Source organism: Pseudomonas sp. Irchel 3H9 (assembly GCF_900187495.1).
Taxonomy (GTDB): Bacteria; Pseudomonadota; Gammaproteobacteria; order Pseudomonadales; family Pseudomonadaceae; genus Aquipseudomonas; species Aquipseudomonas sivasensis.
Window position 1 is genome coordinate 56,371 of the sequence record NZ_FYDK01000009.1, and the last position, 19,305, is coordinate 75,675.

The following is a 19,305-nucleotide window of genomic DNA, read 5'->3' on the forward strand; positions in this document are numbered from 1 at the left end:
CAAGCCCCCTCCCACATTTTGATCTGCGTTGTTTGTTAGACCGCGTCTCTGGGCAACATCAAGCCCAACGGTAAACGCACCCGCGCCTCAAGGCCGCCGCCTTCGCGATTACGCAACTCAACATTGCCACCATGCATCGAGGCAATTCGTCGCACGATCGCCAGCCCAAGCCCCGTGCCTTTGCCACCGCGTGCACGGTCCCCACGAGTAAACGGGTTGAAGATGCCCTCCAGTTCCGCCGGGTCGATCCCCGTGCCACGGTCCATCACACTCAGCACCACATAAGGTGCGGCGCTGTCGCCCGAAACGTACGCCGCCACTTCCACATCAGAACCGGCGTGATGCAAGGCGTTGCCAATCAAATTGTTCAACAGGCGCTTCATCGACACACGTCGCAACGCAAACGGCTGGATCGGCTCAAGGCGCATCCGTACTTGTTCGCCGTTCTGGTTATAGGGCGCAACCACCTCGCGCACCAAATCCGTCAGGTCGACTTCCTCAACCACCTCATCGCGGCCATCGCGGATAAACGCCAGAAACTGATCGAGAATCGCGTCCATATCCTCAATATCGCGGACCATGTCGTCGGTCAGATCGGTATGGTTGTCCATCAACTCCAGGGACAGTCGCAAGCGTGTCAGCGGCGTGCGCAGGTCGTGAGAGACACCGGCCAGCATCAACTCGCGTTCGCGCCCGGCCTGTTCGACATCCTCTGCCATCTGGTTGAACGCGCCGTATACCTCGGTCATTTCACTTGGTGTATCGCTGACCGGCAGGCGCACGCTACGCCCCTGACCCAATTGCCGGGCGGCAAACACCAATCGTTTAAGGGGTTGGTTGAGCTGGCGCACAAAGATCCACGCGGATGCTGTGGAAAGCAGCCCGATCGCCAAGAACCAGCCCAGCACGTTCCAGATCTTCTGCCCCCGCAAAGGATGAGGGTACAGCGGCACTTTCAGCCAGTCCTCACCCAGGCTCGGCGCACGTACCCACAATGCAGGAGACACATGCATACGCAGCCGTACTTCGGTGTCTTCACCCAGTTCGGCCTGCATTTGGCGCTGGTAAATCTCGCTATAAGGCCAATGTTGCTCGCCTTCCGGCACACCTGCACCCGCCACGCGTACCAGAGTGGCGGCCTTGGCAATCTTCTCGCGGTTCTCGGGATCGGCGGCCCAATAGGCGCGCAGCGTCAAAGCCACACCGTGGCTGTACTGTCGATCCACCAGCACATCTTCGTTCATCAGCAGATAAACCAGCGTGAGCGCTTTGGAAAACAGAACGACGATCAGCACCAGCCAAAGGGTGCGGGAGAAGAAACTTTGTGGGAACCACAGCGGGGTTTTCATAGATGAAAGCTGGACACCTTGCAGGAACGAGCGGCGCTCGCAGAATTGCAGACGCCGGGCATCCCGTCGCCCCTCATGGAGTCAAACGCCAGGATGCCCGCCCTGCAAATCATCGATCACTTGGTTGCGGTGCCATCCGGCACAAACACATAACCCACGCCCCAGACAGTCTGGATATACCGTGGCTTGGAAGGGTCCGGCTCGATCATCCGGCGCAGACGGGAAATTTGCACGTCGATGGAGCGCTCCAGGGCGTCCCATTCACGACCACGAGCCAGGTTCATCAGTTTGTCGCGTGTCAGCGGCTGGCGAGCGTTCATCACCAGCGCCTTGAGCACGGCGAATTCGCCGGTGGTGAGCATGTGCACTTCATCGCCGCGCTTGAGTTCGCGGGTCGCCAGCGACAGTTCGTAGTCGCCGAAGGTAACGCTTTCGTCTTCGCTGCCTGGCGCGCCCGGTACTGGCGGTGCCTGACGGCGCAATACGGCTTTGACCCGCGCCATCAACTCATCCGGATTGAAGGGTTTGGCCAGGTAGTCATCGGCGCCCAGTTCAAGGCCCTTGATGCGGCTCAGCTCATCGCCTTTGGCGGTGAGCATGATGATTGGAATCTGATTGTTCGCGCCGCGCAGGCGTTTGCATGCGGTCAGGCCATCTTCGCCGGGCAGCATCAGGTCGAGTACGACCAGGTTGAATACTTCGCGCCCCAGGAGGCGATCCATCTGCTCGGTGTTCGGCACCGCGCGGGCACGGTAGCCCTTGGAATTGAAGAAACGCTCCAGCAGGCTGCTCAGCCCTGGATCGTCATCAACGATGAGAATTTTTTCGCCTTCAGCAGTTTGTGCAGTGCTGCTCATTAGATGCTCCTCTTATCTCGGCGCGCATTATGGCGTAGCTGTCGTTATACGCACCGTGTGCATTGTTAGCAGATTTTTCCTCAACTGCCAGCAAACCCGCGCCCTACAACCACCCGCGCAGTAGCCCTCAAGGACAAAACGCTGGTTATAATGCGGCGCCCTCATACAGGGCGACGTCAGATCGTTACCTTTTTACTGCCAAGCTTTTTTACCCGCTTGTCGCGATTTTTCCGATTTCGAGGGTCAATAGGCTGCCTCTTGACCCAGGCAGCGGCGCCAGTCGGGCCGCTCAACCAGCTGCGCAAGGCCTTGTTTTCCGGGCCTGCGAGCTGCTTCTAAGAATTTCAGGTGGTTTTATGGACAGCATCAACAGCCGCATCGCCGAGGAACTCGGTGTACGCCCACAACAGGTCGAAGCGGCCGTCGCTCTACTGGATGAAGGCTCCACGGTGCCCTTCATCGCCCGTTACCGAAAAGAAGTGACAGGCAGCCTCGACGACATCCAACTGCGTCACCTGGAAGAGCGCCTGCGCTACCTGCGAGAACTCGACGAACGGCGTATCAGCATCCTCGCCAGCATCGAGGAACAGGGCAAGCTGACCCCGCAGCTTGAGCGCGACATCAAGCTCGCCGACACCAAAACCCGCCTCGAAGACCTTTACCTGCCATACAAACAAAAGCGCCGCACCAAGGGCCAGATCGCCCTCGAAGCCGGCCTGGGCGAACTGGCCGACGGCCTTTTCAACGACCCGTCGCTGACCCCGGACACCGAAGCCGCGCGCTTCGTCAACGCTGAAAAAGGCGTTGCCGATGTCAAGGCAGCCCTCGAAGGCGCCAAGTACATCCTCATGGAGCGCTTCGCCGAAAACGCCAGCCTTCTGGAAAAACTGCGTACCTACCTCAAGCAGGAAGCCATCATCAGCGCTCGCGTCATCGCCGGCAAAGAGGAAGAGGGCGCCAAATTCCGCGATTACTTCGAACACGACGAACCGCTCAAGAGCATGCCGTCCCACCGTGCACTGGCGATTTTCCGTGGCCGCAACGAAGGCATTCTCAGCTCCGCACTCAAAGTCGGCGACGAGCTGCCGGGCACCATGCACCCGTGCGAAGGCATGATCGGTCAACAATTCGGCATCCAGAATCAGAATCGTCCTGCTGATAAGTGGCTCGGTGAAGTAGTGCGCTGGACCTGGAAGGTCAAGCTCTACACCCACCTTGAAACCGACCTACTGGGCGAATTGCGCGACGGCGCCGAAACCGAAGCGATCAACGTCTTCGCCCACAACCTGCACGACCTACTGCTGGCCGCACCAGCCGGCCCGCGCGCCACCCTGGGCCTCGACCCGGGCCTGCGCACCGGCTGCAAGGTCGCCGTGGTCGATGCCACCGGCAAGCTGCTGGACCACGCCACCGTGTACCCGCACGTGCCGCATAACAAGTGGGACCAGACCCTCGCGATTCTGGCCGCCCTGTGCGCCAAGCATTCGGTGGACCTGATCGCCATCGGCAACGGCACCGCCAGCCGTGAAACCGATAAGCTTGCCGCCGAGCTGATCAAAAAATACCCAGCCATGAAGATGACCAAGGTCATGGTCTCCGAGGCGGGCGCTTCGGTGTACTCGGCGTCGGAACTGGCTTCCAAGGAATTCCCGGACCTCGACGTGTCGATCCGTGGCGCGGTATCCATCGCCCGTCGCCTGCAGGATCCGCTGGCCGAACTGGTGAAGATTGACCCTAAATCCATCGGTGTCGGCCAGTACCAGCACGACGTGTCACAGCTGAAGCTGGCGCGTGGCCTGGATGCGGTGGTGGAAGACTGCGTGAACAAGGTTGGCGTGGATGTAAACACTGCCTCGGTCGCGCTGTTGGCCCGTATCTCCGGCCTGAACACCACGCTGGCGCAGAATATCGTCACTCACCGAGACGAAAACGGCGCGTTCAAAACCCGCGCCGCGTTGAAAAAGGTCGCTCGACTGGGCGAGAAAACCTTCGAGCAAGCCGCCGGTTTCCTACGCGTAATGAACGGTGACAACCCGCTGGATTCCTCGGCCGTTCACCCGGAAGCGTATCCGCTGGTGCAACGCATCGCCGCCGAGACCGACCGCGACATCCGTTCGCTGATCGGTGACGCTGCGTTCCTCAAGCGCCTGGACCCGAAGAAGTACACCGACGAAACGTTCGGCGTACCGACCATCACCGACATCCTGCAAGAGCTTGAAAAGCCTGGCCGCGACCCACGTCCTGAGTTCAAGACCGCCGAGTTCCAGGACGGCGTCGAAGACCTCAAGGATCTGGAGCTGGGCATGATCCTGGAGGGTGTGGTGACCAACGTGACCAACTTTGGCGCGTTTGTGGACATCGGCGTGCATCAGGATGGTTTGGTGCATATCTCCGCACTTTCGGAGAAGTTCATTAAAGACCCACGTGAAGCGGTGAAAGCCGGTGATGTGGTCAAGGTCAAGGTCATGGAAGTCGACATCCCGCGCAAACGCGTTGGTCTGTCTATGCGTATGAGCGACACCCCCGGCGAGAAAATCGACGGTGCCCGTGGCGCACGCCCAGGCTCGGCGCCGCGCCAGTCGCAGAACCGCTCCGAAAGCAGTCAACCGCGCAAGGAAACCGCAACCGCGGCGCCAAGCAACAATGCCATGGCCTCGCTGTTCGCCAACGCCAAGCAGTTGAAGAAACGTTGATGGAAATCCCGGCCGGTTTGACTCAGAGCGCCTTCAGCGAACTGATCGGCTGCCGCCTGCAACGCCTGGAAGAAGGCGTTGCCGAGGTGGCCCTGACCCTGGAGCCGCACCTGCGCAACCGCGCGGGCAAGCTCCATGGCGGGGCGATTTTCAGCCTGGTAGACATCACCATGGGGCTGGCCTGTTCCAGTTCCCATGGTTTCGACCAGCAGAGCGCGACCATCGAGTGCAAGATCAACTACATCCGCGCCGTGGAAGACGGGGATGTGCTGTGCACCAGCCGTGTGATTCACGCCGGCCGGCGCACCCTGGTGGTCGAAGCCGATGTGTATCAGGAGGAACGACTTGTCGCAAAAGCACAGGGCACCTTCGCTGTCCTATAGCTCACCACCCACGATTTGAGTTAATTTCGGCGCTGCGATAACGGCGTCGGAATTTTCCTGCTGCGCTATGGCCCAATTCATGGAGTGAAGTAGGCTTTTTTACCGCGGGTCAAATCGACTCACAACCAGGCGATCACGCCAGTTTTAACTTCACCCTTGTAGACCGTCCTGCCCACCCCCATATTGGGGCGACTGACGCGTGAAGGAATCCAACTTGAGCGAACTTCTCAACCGCCGCCTGGCTCTGCTCGGCAAGCGCGAACACCTCTCCCTGCTAGAGCAGTGCCTGCATGGCATCGAGCGTGAGTGCCTACGTGTCACGGGTGAAGGTCGCCTGGCGCAAACGCCGCACCCGGAAGCTCTGGGCGCCGCGTTGACCCACGAACAGATCACCACCGACTACTCAGAATCGCTGCTGGAGTTCATCACCCCAGCCCTGCCCAACCCGGCCGATACCCTGAGCAGCCTGGACAAGATCCACCGCTTTGCCTACACCAAGCTGGGCAGCGAATACCTGTGGAGCCCCTCGATGCCGTGTCCGTTGCCGGCCGAGGAAGATATTCCGATTGCCTACTACGGCACCTCCAATATCGGACAGCTCAAGTACGTGTACCGCAAGGGCCTGGCCCTGCGTTACGGCAAGACCATGCAGTGCATCGCCGGCATCCACTACAACTTTTCCCTGCCGGAACAGTTGTGGCCGTTGCTCAAGGAAACTGAAGGGTTCGTCGGCACCGACCGCGACTATCAGTCCACGGCTTACATCGCGCTGATCCGCAACTTCCGCCGTTACAGCTGGCTGCTGATGTACCTGTTCGGTGCCTCACCGGCCCTGGACGCGGGTTTCCTGCGCGGTCGCTCGCACCAGCTGGAAGTGCTCGACGCCGACACCCTCTACCTGCCCTACGCCACCAGCCTGCGCATGAGTGACCTGGGTTACCAGAGCAACGCCCAGGCCGGCCTGACGCCGTGCTACAACGACTTGGCGAGCTACACCGACAGCCTGCGCGAAGCGGTGGCAACACCCTACGCGCCTTACGTCGAAATCGGCACGCACAAGGACGGTGAGTGGGTACAGCTCAACACCAACATCCTGCAGATCGAAAACGAGTACTACTCCAACATCCGCCCCAAGCGCGTGACCTACACCGGTGAACGACCAATCCAGGCGCTGGTGGCACGCGGCATTCAGTACATCGAAGTGCGTTGCCTGGACATCAACCCGTTCTTGCCGATGGGCATCGACCTGCCCGAGTCGCGCTTCCTCGACGCGTTCCTGCTGTACTGCGCGCTGAACGACAGCCCGTTGTTCGCCAACAACGCGTGCGGCAATGCCACCGCCAACTTCCTCAGCGTGGTCAAGGAAGGTCGCCGTCCGGGCCTGCAATTGCAGCGCGACGGCGCGCCGGTGGACATGAAGGAATGGGCCACCGAGCTATTGGAGAAGATTGCACCGTTGGCCGCCCTGCTCGATCAGAGCCATGGCATCAGCGAGCACAGCCAGGCGCTGGACGCCCAGCTTGCTAAGGTCAACGACCCATCGCTGACCCCGTCGGCGCAGGTACTGGCCGCGATGGCCGAGCGCAAAGAGAGTTTCGCGCAGTTCTCCCTGCATCAGAGCGAGTTGCATGCCGAGTATTTCCGCCGTGAGCCGTTGCCCGCAGAAGAGCAGGCGCGCTTTGAGGACCTGGCGCGCAAATCGCTGGCGCAACAGGCGGAACTGGAGCAGAACGAAGTGGGCGATTTTGATGTGTTTGTGGGGTCGTACCAGGCCAGCATTCTCGCCATCAGTAACTAACTGAAGCCGGACCCGGCTCAAAATGTGGGAGGGGGCTTGCCCCCGATAGCAGAGCGTCAGTCACCCATCAGTGGCTGAGCTACCGCCATCGGGCGCAAGCCCCCTCCCACATTTGCCCTCATCAAGCTCAAGACTTGCTTCAACCTTTCCCCACATAAGCTAATTCGAAAATGTTATTTATTTTTGGATTCTTAGATCATTTAGTCTCCTCTCACGCCGACCCTCGGCCGCCTGATTGAGGAGCTTCCCCTTGAAACTTTTAACCCCCCTGCGCCTCTTGGCGGCGTTGTCCCTGGCCGGTGCCAGCCTGTTTGCCCAGGCGGCTGATGTGACCATCGCTTACCAGACCACCGTGGATCCGGCCAAAGTCGCCCAGGCCGACGGCGCGTATGAAAAAGCCACCAACGCCAAAATTGATTGGCGCAAATTCGACAATGGCGCCGACATCATTGCCGCCATCGCCTCCGGTGACGTGCAGATCGGCTACCTCGGTTCCAGCCCGCTGACCGCGGCGATCACCCGCAAAGTGCCAGTGGAAACCTTCCTCGTCGCCACCCAGATTGGCGGGGCCGAAGCCCTGGTGGCGCGCAACGGTTCGGGGATCAACAGCCCCCAGGACCTGATCGGCAAAAAGATCGCCGTTCCCTTCGTCTCCACTGGCCACTACAGCCTGCTGGCCGCACTCAAGCACTGGAACATCGACCCGTCGAAAGTGACCATCCTCAACCTCGCGCCACCGGCGATCATCGCCGCCTGGAAGCGCGGTGATATCGACGCCACCTACGTGTGGGATCCCGCGTTGGGCGTGGCCAAGGAAAACGGCAAAGTGCTGATCACCTCTGGCGAGCTGGCCAAGTTCGGCGCGCCAACGTTCGATGCGTGGATCGTGCGTAAGGATTTTGCCGAGAAGCACCCGGAAATCGTCACGGCCTTCGCCAAAGTCACTCTGGATGCCTACGCCGCCTACCGCAAAGACCCACAAGCCTGGCTCGCCGACAAAGGCAACGTCGACAAGTTGGTGAAGCTATCCGGCGCTAAGGCCAGCGATATCCCGCTGTTGTTGCAAGGCAACGTCTACCCGCTGGCCGCTGACCAAGTGACCCTGCTGGGCGCCCCGACTACCAAGGCCGTGACCGATACGGCTGCGTTCCTCAAGGAACAAGGCAAGGTCGACGCCGTGCTGCCGGACTACGCGCCTTACGTCAGCGCCAAGTTCATTACTAACTGAGGAGTTCATCGCGATGGCCTTGCTACAACTGGAGCGCATCAGCGCACAGTACCCAGGCGCCCCGGAACCGGTACTGGCGGATATTTCACTCGACCTTGGGCCCCAGCAATTGCTGGTGGCCCTCGGGCCGTCCGGCAGTGGCAAGACCTCGCTGTTGAACCTGATTGCCGGTTTTGTCGAACCTTCTGCCGGGCGCATTACCCTTGATGGCGTGCCGGTCAAAGGCCCCAGCGCCGAGCGTGGCGTGGTGTTCCAGGACGATGCGTTGCTGCCCTGGCAGGATGTGTTGGCCAATGTCGGCTTCGGTCTCGAATTGGCCGGCGTACCCAAGGCGCAACGTGAAGTACGTGCCAGGGAAATGCTCGCGCTGGTGGACCTGGCGGGTTTCGACAGCCGCCGTATCTGGCAGCTCTCCGGCGGCCAGAAGCAACGCGTCGGCTTGGCGCGCGCCTTGGCGGCAGACCCGCGTGTGCTGCTGATGGACGAACCCTTCGGCGCCCTCGATGCCTTCACCCGCGAACAGATGCAAGAGCTGTTGCTGCAAGTCTGGCGCCGCACGGCCAAGCCTGTGTTCCTGATTACCCATGACATCGAAGAAGCCGTGTTCCTCGCCACTGATTTGATCCTGCTGGCGCCCAACCCAGGCCAGATCGTGGAACGCCTGCACCTGGACTTCGGCCAACGCTATGCGGCGGGTGAGTCGGCGCGGGTGATCAAGTCCGACCCGCGCTTTATCGAGACCCGCGAACACGTGCTGGGCAAAGTGTTCTCCCAACGGCAGGTGTCCGCATGAGCAGCTACGAACTTCCCGCCACCGCCGCCAAGCCGGTGACGCACGCGGTCATTACGGTGCGCCGCAGCTTAAGCACACGCTGGATCAGCCTGCTGACACTGGCCGCGCTCCTGGCAATTTGGTGGGGGGTGACCGCCACCGGTTTGATCGAACCGTTGTTCCTGCCACCGCCGTCCGCCGTGCTGCAAAAAGGCTGGTTGCTCGCGACCACGGGCTATATGGACTCCACTCTGTGGCAACACCTGGGCGCAAGCCTCAGCCGTATCGGCCTGGGCCTGGGCTTCGCGGTGCTGACCGCCGTGCCGGTGGGCATCGCCATCGGTTCCAATCGCATTGCCCGAGGCATTCTCGACCCGCTGATCGAGTTCTACCGACCGATTCCACCTTTGGCCTACCTGCCGCTGATTGTGATTTGGTGCGGCATCGGTGAGCTGTCTAAAGTGCTGCTGATTTACCTCGCGATCTTCGCACCGATTGCCATCGCCACCGCGACCGGCGTACGCACCGTCGACCCGGCCAAATTGCGCGCCGCGCAGTCATTGGGCGCCACCCGCGCCCAGCTGATTCGCCATGTGATCCTGCCAAGCGCCCTGCCTGACATCCTCACCGGCGTGCGCATCGGACTGGGTGTGGGCTGGTCGACCTTGGTCGCTGCCGAGCTGATCGCCGCCACAAGCGGCCTGGGCTTTATGGTGCAGTCGGCGGCGCAGTTCCTGGTCACCGATGTGGTGGTGCTGGGGATCCTGGTGATCGCTCTGATCGCCTTCGCCATGGAAATGGGCCTGCGTGCCCTGCAGCGTAAGTTAGTGCCTTGGCATGGCCAGGCACATTGAGTGAGAACCGGATGAGCAACCTGACCGTTACCCCATTGAGCACTGCCTTGGGCGCCCAGATCAGTGGCGTCGATATTACCCAGCCGCTGAGCGCCGAACACCGCGATGCCATCGAGCAGGCGTTACTCAGCCACTCGGTGCTGTTCTTCCGTGGCCAGCCGATCACCCCGCAGCAACAAGCGCGGTTCGCCGCGAATTTTGGCGACCTGCATATTCATCCGATCTACCCCAACGTGCCGGAACAGCCCGAAGTGCTGATCCTCGATACCGCCGTCACCGACGTGCGCGACAACGCCGTGTGGCACACCGACGTGACCTTCCTGCCCACCCCGGCGCTCGGCGCCGTACTTAGCGCCAAGCTGTTGCCGGCGTTTGGTGGCGATACGTTGTGGGCCAGTGGTATTGCGGCGTATGAGGCGTTGTCCGAGCCGCTTAAGGCGTTGCTCAACGGCCTCACCGCCACCCACGATTTCACTAAGTCTTTTCCGCTGGAGCGCTTCGGCAACACCGCCGAAGACCTGTTGCGCTGGGAAGAAACCCGTAGGAAGAACCCGCCGCTGTCGCACCCGGTCGTGCGCACGCATCCGGTGAGCGGGCGTAAGTCGCTGTTTGTCAGTGAGGGGTTTACCACCAGGATCAATGAGCTTGAGCCCGCAGAGAGCGAAGCGATCCTGAAGCTGCTGTTTGCCCATGCGACACGGCCGGAATTCACGATCCGCTGGCGCTGGCAGGAGAACGACGTGGCCTTCTGGGACAACCGCGTGACCCAGCACTACGCGGTGGATGACTACCGGCCGCAGCGGCGGGTGATGCATCGGGCAACGATTCTTGGGGACGTGCCGTTCTAAACCACACTGCACATCAAATGTGGGAGGGGGCTTGCCCCCTCCCACATTGACCGAGTCATACCAAACTATTCAGCGGTCGATGGCTTTTCCCACAGGTTAATCCCGCCTTCCTGCGCAAACCGATCAATCTCCGCCAGTTCTTCCGCAGTGAAGCTCAAGTTCTTCAACGCTCCGACGTTCTCGATAATCTGCTCCGGCCGGCTCGCGCCGATCAGCGCACTGGTGACCCGTGGATCACGCAACGTCCACGCCAGTGCCAGTTGCGCCAGGCTCTGACCGCGACGCTGGGCGATTTCGTTCAGCGCACGCACATGGGCGATGTTGGCGTCGGACAAGTGTTTGGCCTGCAACGAACCACCGCCCGGGCGATTGACCCGTGCATCAGCCGGCACACCGTTGAGGTACTTGTCGGTCAACAAACCCTGAGCCAGTGGCGTAAAAGCGATCACGCCGGCGCCGAGTTCCTCGGTGGTGTCGAGCAGGTCTTTTTCCACCCAGCGGTTGAGCAGGTTGTAGGCCGGCTGGTGGATCAGCAGCGGTACCTTCCACTCCTTGAGCAGCGCAGCGATTTCGCGAGTCTTCACGCCGGAATACGACGAAATGCCGATGTACAACGCCTTGCCTTGTTGCACGGCGGTGGCGAGGGCGCTGGCGGTTTCTTCAAGCGGGGTGTCGGCGTCAAAGCGGTGGGAGTAGAAAATATCCACATAGTCGACGCGCAGGCGCTGCAGGCTTTGGTCCAGGCTGGCCAGCACGTATTTGCGCGAACCGCCGCCCTGGCCGTAAGGGCCGGGCCACATGTCCCAACCGGCCTTGCTGGAGATAATCAATTCGTCGCGGTACTGCTTGAAGTCTTCACGCAGCAAACGACCGAAATTGATCTCGGCGCTGCCGTAGGGCGGGCCGTAGTTATTAGCCAGGTCGAAGTGGTTGATACCCAGGTCGAACGCCGTGCGCAATAGGGCGCGCTGGGTGTCGATCGGGGTGCTGTCGCCAAAGTTGTGCCACAGCCCCAGGGACAGTGCAGGCAGCACCAATCCACTGCGGCCTACGCGGCGATACGGAATAGATTCATAGCGGTTTTCGGCAGCAATGTACGTCATCGAATCCTCTCTGGGTCTAGGGCAAATAAGGCCTGGGAATAAGGTTATTCCCAGGCCTTTTAACCAGCTGAATCGCTTAAGTCTGCCCTTTCGTTGTACAGCAAAGTCCTACGCCAGAGGAACGATAAGACTCATAAAAAACTGCAATTTCACGCAAGCCAACGTCACCGCCGGCCTGCGCAAAACCTAGCGCACCAGGTGCAGGAACTGCAGGTGCCGCTCGTACTGGTCGAGGATGTCGTTGATGATCTGCTCCTTGGTGTAGCCCACCAGGTCGTAGTCCTGGCTGCCCTCACTCAAGTGCACTTCCGCCCGGTAATAGCGGCGGTTGTTGATCTCTTTGGAGCCCATGCCGCCACGGGCAAACGACGGCGTGAAGTAGCCGCGCATCTGCACCTGGTAGATGAACGGATGCTCCTCGCCATGGCCGATTTCCAGGCTCACGCTGTCGTTGGATGGATCCGGTTGGGTGACCACCGAAAGTCCCTTCTCGACAAACACCGCCGTCACTTCTTCAATCGCCGGGCGCACCGTCGATTCAAGGAAGCGGTACACCTCATCGCGCGATGGGAAATGCACCGCCTGGCTCAAGCGCTGGCGCCAGCCGCCCTTGCCTTTACGCGAAGCCGAGATCGGCGCCAAGGAATGCAACTGGGCGATCTGCTTTTGCGACTCCAGATAGAAAGCCTTGTGCAGGCCCCACATCATCAGCAACAGAATCAGCGAGAACGGCAGCGAGGTCAGCACCACCGCCGATTTCAGCGAGTCGATACTGCCAGCAAACAGCAACGCACTGGTGACCAGCGCGGTCATCGCACCCCAGAACACCCGCAGCCATTTCGGCCCGTCTTCATCGGCGTTACCGCCTTTGGACGACAGCGTCGACAAAACTACCGTGCCCGAGTCCGCCGAGGTGACGAAGAACACGAAGCTGATAAACACGGTCACCGCGATAACGGTTTTGCTCCACGGATAGGTTTCCAGCAGCAGGTAGAGGCTCATCGACGGGTCATCGATGGCCGACTGACCGAGCGCGGTCATGCCGTGGTTGAGCACTTGGTCGATGGCGCTGTTGCCGAAGATCGACATCCACGCCAGGGTAAAGCCCAGCGGGATCAGCAGCACGCCGAACACGAATTCGCGGATGGTGCGGCCACGGGAAATCCGCGCGATAAACAGGCCCACGAACGGCGACCATGCGATCCACCAGGCCCAGTAGAACACCGTCCAACCGCCCAGCCAGTCGCTCGGTTTGTCGTAGGCGTAGACGTCGAAACTCTTGGTCGGCAGCGCGCCGAGGTAGTCACCGATGTTCTGGATCAAGGTGTTGAGCAAGTGCTGGGTAGGCCCGGCGAACAATACAAACAGCAGCAGCGCGCAAGCCAGCAGCATGTTGATGTCGGACATCACCCGCACGCCCTTATCGACGCCGGCCACTGCAACAAGGATCGCCGCGCCCATCATCAGGGTGATCAAACCGACCTGAATCCACTGGGTGTGGGCAATGCCAAACAAGTAGTCGAGGCCGGAGTTGAGGTGCAGCACGCCGAAGCCCATGTCGGCGCCAAGACCAAACACCGTGGCAATGATGCCGAAGCCATCCACCGCGTAGCCGATAGGGCCGTTGATGCGCTTACCGATCAGCGGGTACAGCGCCGAACGCAACGCCAGTGGCAGGTTATGCCGGTAGGCGAAATACGCCAGCGCCATGCCGACAAACGCGAACACACCCCAACCGTGCAGGCCCCAGTGCAGAAACAGAATCTGCATGGCTTGGCGCGCGGCATCGGCGTTCATCGGCGCGCCTTGGGGCGGCTGCACCAAGTGCGTCAGCGGCTCGGAGACGCAGAAGAAGAACAGCGTGATGCTGATCCCTGCGGCGAACAGCATGCCGGCCCAGGACAGGTAACTGAATTCGGGCTCGTCGTGGTCGGCACCGAGTTTTATCTTGCCGTAGCCCGATAGCGCGGTGACCACCACGAAGACCAGATACAGGGTCATCGCCAGCATGTAGTACCAGCCGACCGTATTGGCCGCCCAGTTTTGCGCTGCCAGCAACCAGGCACCGGCCTGTTGCGGGATAGCGATGACAGTGATGCCGAACAGCAGGATGAAGGTCGCGGCGAAGTAGAAAACCGGCGCATTCATGCGCACTTGGCCGCTGGCTGGGGTGGACGATGCACTCATGAGCGATGCACCCCGAGGTTGGAGCATGTGGCTGTAAATAACGGACTCAGCAAAGGTAAGCCTCCTGTTGTGAGCGGGCAGCGAACCACCGGGTTTAACTTGAACGAACATTCAAGTTAAACATGGATAGGCGGTTTTGGACTAATCGCAGGGCTGAGTGGTCGGTTATTCCTACACTAGCTCAAGGATTGGTATGACGGGTGGGGGAGGCAAATCGTTCAGCGATTGCGGGGTAAATCTGGAATGAGGCTAACAATGTGGGAGGGGGCTTGCTCCCGATGGCGGCGTGTCAGTCAATGAATGTACCAACTGACACTGCGCTATCGGGAGCAAGCCCCCTCCCACAGGGGATCTGCGTAGGGTTTTACTTCTGCGCCCCGTCATCATGCTGCAGATTCGCCTGAGTAATGTTCGCCTCAGCCGGCACACTGCGCGTCAGCCACACATTGCCGCCAATGGTCGAGCCCTTGCCGATGGTGATCCGCCCGAGGATCGTCGCCCCGGCGTAGATCACCACATCATCCTCGACGATCGGGTGACGCGGATGGCCTTTCTGCAACTGCCCGTCTTCATCTGCCGGGAAGCGCTTGGCGCCCAACGTCACGGCCTGGTAGATGCGCACCCGCTCGCCGATGATCGCGGTTTCACCAATGACCACACCGGTCCCATGGTCGATAAAGAAGCTCGGGCCGATCTGCGCGCCGGGGTGGATGTCGATGCCGGTGGCCGAGTGGGCGATTTCCGCAATGATCCGCGCCAGCAGCGGCAAGCCGGCGCGGTACAAGTGGTGGGCCAGACGGTGGTGAATCACCGCCAGGATCCCCGGATAGCACAGCAACACTTCATCCACACTGCGCGCGGCCGGGTCGCCGTGGTAAGCGGCGAGTACGTCGGTGTCCAGCAGGCTGCGCAGAGACGGCAAGGCCAGGGCAAAACCCTGGATCAGGCGGATGGCGTGGGCATCGATCTGGCTGTCATCCTGCCCGCCCTGTCGCGCGGCATAACGCAGCTCAAGACGCGCCTGAGCGAGCAACGCATTGAGCGCGACGTCGAGGGTATGACCGACGTAAAAATCTTCACTTTCTTCACGCAAATCCGCCGGCCCCAAGCGCATCGGGAACAGCGCGCCGCACAGCGCTTCGAGGATTTGTGCAACGGCTTCTCGGGACGGCAATTCGCGTCCGCCATGCTCGCCGCTCAAGCGGCCATTGCGCGTTCGCCACTGGTCCCGGGCGCCGCGCAACTGGCTGACAATGGTCTGCAATTGCCAATGACTGGAACGCTCACTCACAGTATTTACTCCTGACGTAATGGCCATCACTTTACGGTATGCACCCTGGCCGCCATTAAGAACCAATGGTGTGATGCTAAGAACCATCGGGCATAAGCGATTGACGGTTGCCCGATGAAAAGTGCCTGCCTATAGTCGCTTCATCCCTTAGCCACCGTGCGTAGCCATGATCAAGCAACAGCTCGACCGTTTTAACCGCCTGGACCTGCTCGGCGGCGCCACCGCCCTGGAAAAACTCGAACGGTTGTCGACCTGGTTGGGACGGGACATCTACGTCAAGCGCGACGACACCACGCCACTGGCGATGGGCGGCAACAAACTGCGCAAACTCGAATACCTGGCCGCCGACGCCATCGCTCAGGGGGCCGACACCCTGGTGACCGCCGGTGCCATCCAGTCCAACCACGTACGCCAGACTGCCGCCCTTGCCGCCAAGCTCGGCCTAGGCTGCGTGGCCCTGCTGGAAAACCCCACCGGTACCGAAGACCCCAACTACCTGGGCAACGGCAATCGCCTGCTGCTGGAGCTGTTCGACGCCAAGGTGGAATTGGTGGAAAACCTCGATAACGTCGACGACCAACTCAACGCCCTCGCCGATCGCCTGCGCAGCAACGGCAAGAAGCCGTACCTGGTGCCCATCGGCGGCTCCAATGCCCTCGGCGCCTTAGGTTATGTGCGCGCCGGGCTGGAACTGGCCGCGCAGATCGAAGACAGCGGCATCGAATTCGCCGCCGTGGTACTGGCGTCCGGCAGTGCGGGCACCCACAGCGGCCTGGCCTTAGCGTTGAGTGAAGTACTGCCGAACTTACCGGTAGTCGGCGTCACCGTATCGCGCACCGACGAAGCCCAGCGCCCCAAAGTCCAGGGCCTGGCCGAACGCACTGCCGAGTTGCTCGGCGTGGATATCCCCAAAGCCTTCAAGGTGATCCTGTGGGACGAATACTTCGGCCCGCGTTATGGCGAACCGAACGCCGGGACCCTTTCGGCGGTCAAGCTATTGGCGAGCCAGGAAGGCCTGCTGCTGGACCCGGTCTACACTGGCAAGGCCATGGCCGGCTTGCTGGACGGTATCGGGCGCCAGCGCTTTGAAGATGGTCCGATCATTTTCCTGCATACCGGTGGGGCACCGGCGTTGTTTGCCTATGACTCGGTTTTCAACTGAATAAACGCGGGCTAAATGTGGAAGGGGGCCTGCCCCCGATAGCGGAGTGTCAGCCAGCTCATCTGTTACTGATACACCGCTATCGGGGGCAAGCCCCTTACCACATTAGACTCAACGCATATTCATAAAAAGAATATCAATTGAGTTTTATATTATTTTCAAGTCTTAAAACCGGGCTTTATCATCGCGCCGAAGGCGAAGACGCGCTTCGCGCTTTAAGGCAGGATACGACTACCGCGTCACCTGCTTCGCTCAACATAAAAACACAGGGGCTCTTCATGACTATTTCCGTATTCCGTCGCACGTTGCTGGTCGGTACTTTGGGTTTGGCTCTCGGTGCCAGCCTGCTGGGCCAGGCCGTTGCCGGCGAGCAACTGGGCAACATCAAAAAGGCCGGCGAGATCAAAATCGGCCTGGAAGGCACCTATCCGCCGTTCAGCTTCGTCGATGAAAGCGGCAAGCTCAGCGGTTTCGAAGTCGAGCTGTCCGAAGCGCTGGCCAAGGAGCTGGGCGTCAAGGTCAAACTGCAGGCCACGCCATGGGATGGCATCCTCGCCGCCCTGGAATCCAAGCGCCTGGACGCAGTGGTCAACCAAGTGACCATCTCTGAAGAGCGCAAGAAGAAGTACGATTTCTCCACGCCTTACACCGTTTCCGGTATCCAGGCGCTGGTGCTGAAGAAGAACGTTGACACCATCAAGACCGCCGACGACCTGGCCGGCAAAAAAGTTGGTGTGGGCCTGGGCACCAACTACGAGCAATGGCTCAAGGACAACCAACCCAAAGCCATCATCAAGACCTATAACGATGACCCGACCAAGTTCCAGGACCTGCGCATCGGCCGTATCGACGCGATTCTGATCGACCGCCTGGCCGCCCTGGAATACGCCAAGAAAGCCCCGGACACCGCCGCTGCAGGCGATGCCTTCTCCCGCCAGGAAGCCGGTATCGCGCTGCGCAAAGGCGAGCCTGAATTGCTGGAAGCGGTGAACAAGGCCCTCGACAAGCTGCGCGCCGATGGCACCTTGAAGAAGCTGTCCGAGAAGTACTTCAACGCTGACGTCACTCAATAATGGAAGCAGGTTTCCAACTCGCGCTGGACTCCGCGCCCTTTCTGCTCAAGGGCGCGTATTACACGGTGATTCTCAGCCTTGGCGGCATGTTCTTCGGCTTGCTGCTGGGCTTCGGCCTGGCCTTGATGCGTCTGTCGCGCTTCAAGCTGCTGAGCTGGACTGCCCGTGTCTATGTGTCGTTCTTTCGCGGCACGCCCTTGCTGGTACAGCTGTTTTTGATCTACTACGGCTTGCCGCAAGTGGGCATCGAGCTGGATCCGATCCCGGCAGCCATGATCGGCTTTTCGCTGAACATGGCCGCCTACGCCTGTGAAATCCTGCGGGCCGCCATCGCGTCTATCGAGCGTGGCCAGTGGGAGGCCGCTGCCAGTATCGGCATGACCCGCGCGCAGACCCTGCGCCGGGCCATCCTGCCGCAGGCGATGCGCACCGCGCTGCCGCCGCTGGGCAACAGCTTTATTTCGCTGGTCAAGGACACGGCGCTGGCCGCCACCATTCAGGTGCCGGAGCTGTTTCGCCAAGCGCAACTGGTGTCGGCGCGTACCTTCGAAATTTTCACCATGTATCTGTCCGCCGCTCTGATCTACTGGGTACTGGCGAGCATCCTGGCGCATTTTCAAAATCGTCTGGAAGACCGGGTCAACCGGCATGACCTGGAGTCTTGAAGCATGATCGTGGTTGAAAAACTGACCAAACAATTCAACGGTCAGGTGGTGCTCAACGGCATCGACCTTGAGGTCAAGGAAGGCGAAGTTGTCGCCATCATCGGCCCCAGCGGTTCCGGCAAGACCACCTTCCTGCGCTGCCTGAATTTCCTTGAAGAACCCACCAGCGGCCGCATCAAGGTGGGCGACATCCAGATCGACGGCAGCAAACCGCTCAACCAACAACAGAACCTGGTGCGACGCCTGCGCCAACACGTGGGTTTTGTGTTCCAGAACTTCAACTTGTTCCCCCATCGCACTGCGCTGGAAAACGTCATCGAAGGCCCCACCGTGGTCAAGAAGATGCCGCGCGAAGACGCTATTGCCCTGGGGCGCAAGCTCCTGGCCAGGGTCGGCCTGGCGGGCAAGGAAGACGCCTACCCACGGCGTCTGTCCGGTGGTCAGCAACAGCGCGTGGCGATTGCCCGTGCATTGGCCATGGAGCCGGAGGTGATTCTGTTCGACGAACCCACCTCGGCCCTCGACCCGGAACTGGTGGGTGAAGTCTTGGCGACCATCCGCAGCCTGGCTGAGGAGAATCGCACCATGGTCATCGTCACCCACGAAATGAGCTTTGCCCGAGACGTTGCCAACCGGGTGATCTTTTTCGACAAGGGCGTGATCGTGGAACAGGGCGAAGCCAAGGCGTTGTTTGCCAACCCCAAGGAAGAACGCACGCGGCAGTTTTTGAGCAAATTCCTCGCGCATTAACTGCACCCTACGATTGAGCATTTGTGGTGAGGGAGCTTGTTCCCTCGCCACCATTAGTATTCCTACAAGAAGTCCTCGCCCACAGCTGTAAAACACGCTCGCTATTGCGCCTTAAAATCCCCCGCCCAGTCAGACCCGTCTGAATATCACCGAACCCGCCGTTAAGCCTTTTGCCGCCATTGACGCCCCTTGGCCAACCCTCTTATCTAAGGCCCAGAGGATTGGATCCTATCCCGGCTATTCACTGAATCGTTCCTTTCAGCCCCGCTGCGCACCTGCGCCAAAGGGTCGG

16 protein-coding genes are annotated in these 19,305 nt (G+C 60.4%); 11 read left to right on the top strand and 5 right to left on the bottom strand.

What is annotated here, in order from left to right; all coding sequences use genetic code 11:
* Window positions 1–35: 35 nt before the first annotated feature.
* Window positions 36–1,349, bottom strand: coding sequence for an ATP-binding protein (locus tag CKW32_RS25560; protein WP_032884939.1), 1,314 nt, complete (start codon window positions 1,347–1,349; stop codon window positions 36–38).
* Between the two features lie 116 nt (window positions 1,350–1,465).
* Window positions 1,466–2,206 carry a two-component system response regulator OmpR gene (gene ompR, locus CKW32_RS25565; protein WP_015373500.1) on the bottom strand — a complete coding sequence of 247 codons (741 nt, stop codon included), beginning with the start codon at window positions 2,204–2,206 and terminating at the stop codon, window positions 1,466–1,468.
* 356 nt (window positions 2,207–2,562) lie between these two features.
* Here ompR and CKW32_RS25570 point away from each other — a divergent pair, with 356 nt between their 5' ends.
* The 7 genes from CKW32_RS25570 (at window position 2,563) to tauD (ending at window position 10,782) form a co-directional block, all read left to right on the top strand.
* The gene (locus CKW32_RS25570; RefSeq protein ID WP_095186289.1) at window positions 2,563–4,899 is read left to right on the top strand and encodes a Tex family protein; all 2,337 of its coding nucleotides are present in this window, start codon (window positions 2,563–2,565) and stop codon (window positions 4,897–4,899) included.
* Complete coding sequence (locus CKW32_RS25575; RefSeq protein ID WP_050442803.1) at window positions 4,899–5,282, top strand: PaaI family thioesterase; 384 nt, start codon at window positions 4,899–4,901, stop codon at window positions 5,280–5,282. The genes CKW32_RS25570 and CKW32_RS25575 overlap by 1 nt, the downstream gene beginning before the upstream one ends.
* Window positions 5,283–5,496: 214 nt before the next feature.
* Window positions 5,497–7,080: a glutamate--cysteine ligase gene (gshA, locus tag CKW32_RS25580; RefSeq protein WP_095186290.1), complete on the top strand. Its 1,584-nt coding sequence runs from the start codon at window positions 5,497–5,499 to the stop codon at window positions 7,078–7,080.
* A 250-nt stretch (window positions 7,081–7,330) separates the two neighbouring features.
* Entirely contained in the window at window positions 7,331–8,308 is a 978-nt protein-coding gene (tauA, locus tag CKW32_RS25585) for a taurine ABC transporter substrate-binding protein (RefSeq protein WP_095186291.1), read from the top strand.
* Between the two features lie 13 nt (window positions 8,309–8,321).
* Window positions 8,322–9,101, top strand: coding sequence for a taurine ABC transporter ATP-binding subunit (gene tauB / locus CKW32_RS25590; protein ID WP_095186292.1), 780 nt, complete (start codon window positions 8,322–8,324; stop codon window positions 9,099–9,101).
* Window positions 9,098–9,934, top strand: coding sequence for a taurine ABC transporter permease TauC (gene tauC, locus CKW32_RS25595; RefSeq protein WP_095186293.1), 837 nt, complete (start codon window positions 9,098–9,100; stop codon window positions 9,932–9,934). Before tauB ends, tauC begins: the two co-directional genes overlap by 4 nt.
* An 11-nt stretch (window positions 9,935–9,945) precedes the next feature.
* The gene (tauD, locus tag CKW32_RS25600; RefSeq protein WP_095186294.1) at window positions 9,946–10,782 is read left to right on the top strand and encodes a taurine dioxygenase; all 837 of its coding nucleotides are present in this window, start codon (window positions 9,946–9,948) and stop codon (window positions 10,780–10,782) included.
* A gap of 65 nt (window positions 10,783–10,847) precedes the next feature.
* Here the strand turns inward: tauD and mgrA are convergent, their stop codons facing one another.
* The 3 genes from mgrA to epsC all read right to left on the bottom strand — a co-directional run bounded on the left by mgrA (window position 10,848) and on the right by epsC (window position 15,363).
* On the bottom strand, window positions 10,848–11,885 hold the full coding sequence (mgrA, locus tag CKW32_RS25605) for an L-glyceraldehyde 3-phosphate reductase (protein ID WP_095186295.1): 1,038 nt from the start codon (window positions 11,883–11,885) through the stop codon (window positions 10,848–10,850).
* A gap of 186 nt (window positions 11,886–12,071) precedes the next feature.
* Window positions 12,072–14,033: a choline transporter BetT gene (betT, locus tag CKW32_RS25610; protein ID WP_163033287.1), complete on the bottom strand. Its 1,962-nt coding sequence runs from the start codon at window positions 14,031–14,033 to the stop codon at window positions 12,072–12,074.
* A gap of 403 nt (window positions 14,034–14,436) precedes the next feature.
* Complete coding sequence (gene epsC / locus CKW32_RS25615) at window positions 14,437–15,363, bottom strand: serine O-acetyltransferase EpsC (protein WP_095186296.1); 927 nt, start codon at window positions 15,361–15,363, stop codon at window positions 14,437–14,439.
* Between the two features lie 166 nt (window positions 15,364–15,529).
* Between epsC and CKW32_RS25620 the strand changes: the two genes are divergently transcribed.
* The 4 genes from CKW32_RS25620 to tcyN all read left to right on the top strand — a co-directional run bounded on the left by CKW32_RS25620 (window position 15,530) and on the right by tcyN (window position 19,013).
* On the top strand, window positions 15,530–16,525 hold the full coding sequence (locus tag CKW32_RS25620) for a D-cysteine desulfhydrase (protein ID WP_095186297.1): 996 nt from the start codon (window positions 15,530–15,532) through the stop codon (window positions 16,523–16,525).
* 278 nt (window positions 16,526–16,803) lie between these two features.
* Window positions 16,804–17,598 (top strand): cystine ABC transporter substrate-binding protein, encoded by a 795-nt coding sequence (gene tcyJ, locus CKW32_RS25625; RefSeq protein WP_032884923.1) that lies wholly within the window; start codon window positions 16,804–16,806, stop codon window positions 17,596–17,598.
* The gene (gene tcyL / locus CKW32_RS25630) at window positions 17,598–18,263 is read left to right on the top strand and encodes a cystine ABC transporter permease (protein WP_032884921.1); all 666 of its coding nucleotides are present in this window, start codon (window positions 17,598–17,600) and stop codon (window positions 18,261–18,263) included. The genes tcyJ and tcyL overlap by 1 nt, the downstream gene beginning before the upstream one ends.
* Window positions 18,264–18,266: 3 nt before the next feature.
* Complete coding sequence (gene tcyN, locus CKW32_RS25635) at window positions 18,267–19,013, top strand: L-cystine ABC transporter ATP-binding protein TcyN (protein WP_032884920.1); 747 nt, start codon at window positions 18,267–18,269, stop codon at window positions 19,011–19,013.
* Window positions 19,014–19,305: the final 292 nt, after the last annotated feature.

Excerpts from the sequence above, each read along its gene's own strand:
- CKW32_RS25560 (WP_032884939.1), bottom strand. The coding sequence starts at position 1,349 with ATGAAAACCCCGCTGTGGTTCCCACAAAGTTTCTTCTCCCGCACCCTT.
- ompR (WP_015373500.1), bottom strand. The coding sequence starts at position 2,206 with ATGAGCAGCACTGCACAAACTGCTGAAGGCGAAAAAATTCTCATCGTT.
- CKW32_RS25570 (WP_095186289.1), top strand. The coding sequence starts at position 2,563 with ATGGACAGCATCAACAGCCGCATCGCCGAGGAACTCGGTGTACGCCCA.
- CKW32_RS25575 (WP_050442803.1), top strand. The coding sequence starts at position 4,899 with ATGGAAATCCCGGCCGGTTTGACTCAGAGCGCCTTCAGCGAACTGATC.
- tauB (WP_095186292.1), top strand. The coding sequence starts at position 8,322 with ATGGCCTTGCTACAACTGGAGCGCATCAGCGCACAGTACCCAGGCGCC.
- tauC (WP_095186293.1), top strand. The coding sequence starts at position 9,098 with ATGAGCAGCTACGAACTTCCCGCCACCGCCGCCAAGCCGGTGACGCAC.
- tauD (WP_095186294.1), top strand. The coding sequence starts at position 9,946 with ATGAGCAACCTGACCGTTACCCCATTGAGCACTGCCTTGGGCGCCCAG.
- mgrA (WP_095186295.1), bottom strand. The coding sequence starts at position 11,885 with ATGACGTACATTGCTGCCGAAAACCGCTATGAATCTATTCCGTATCGC.
- betT (WP_163033287.1), bottom strand. The coding sequence starts at position 14,033 with ATGAATGCGCCGGTTTTCTACTTCGCCGCGACCTTCATCCTGCTGTTC.
- CKW32_RS25620 (WP_095186297.1), top strand. The coding sequence starts at position 15,530 with ATGATCAAGCAACAGCTCGACCGTTTTAACCGCCTGGACCTGCTCGGC.
- tcyJ (WP_032884923.1), top strand. The coding sequence starts at position 16,804 with ATGACTATTTCCGTATTCCGTCGCACGTTGCTGGTCGGTACTTTGGGT.
- tcyL (WP_032884921.1), top strand. The coding sequence starts at position 17,598 with ATGGAAGCAGGTTTCCAACTCGCGCTGGACTCCGCGCCCTTTCTGCTC.
- tcyN (WP_032884920.1), top strand. The coding sequence starts at position 18,267 with ATGATCGTGGTTGAAAAACTGACCAAACAATTCAACGGTCAGGTGGTG.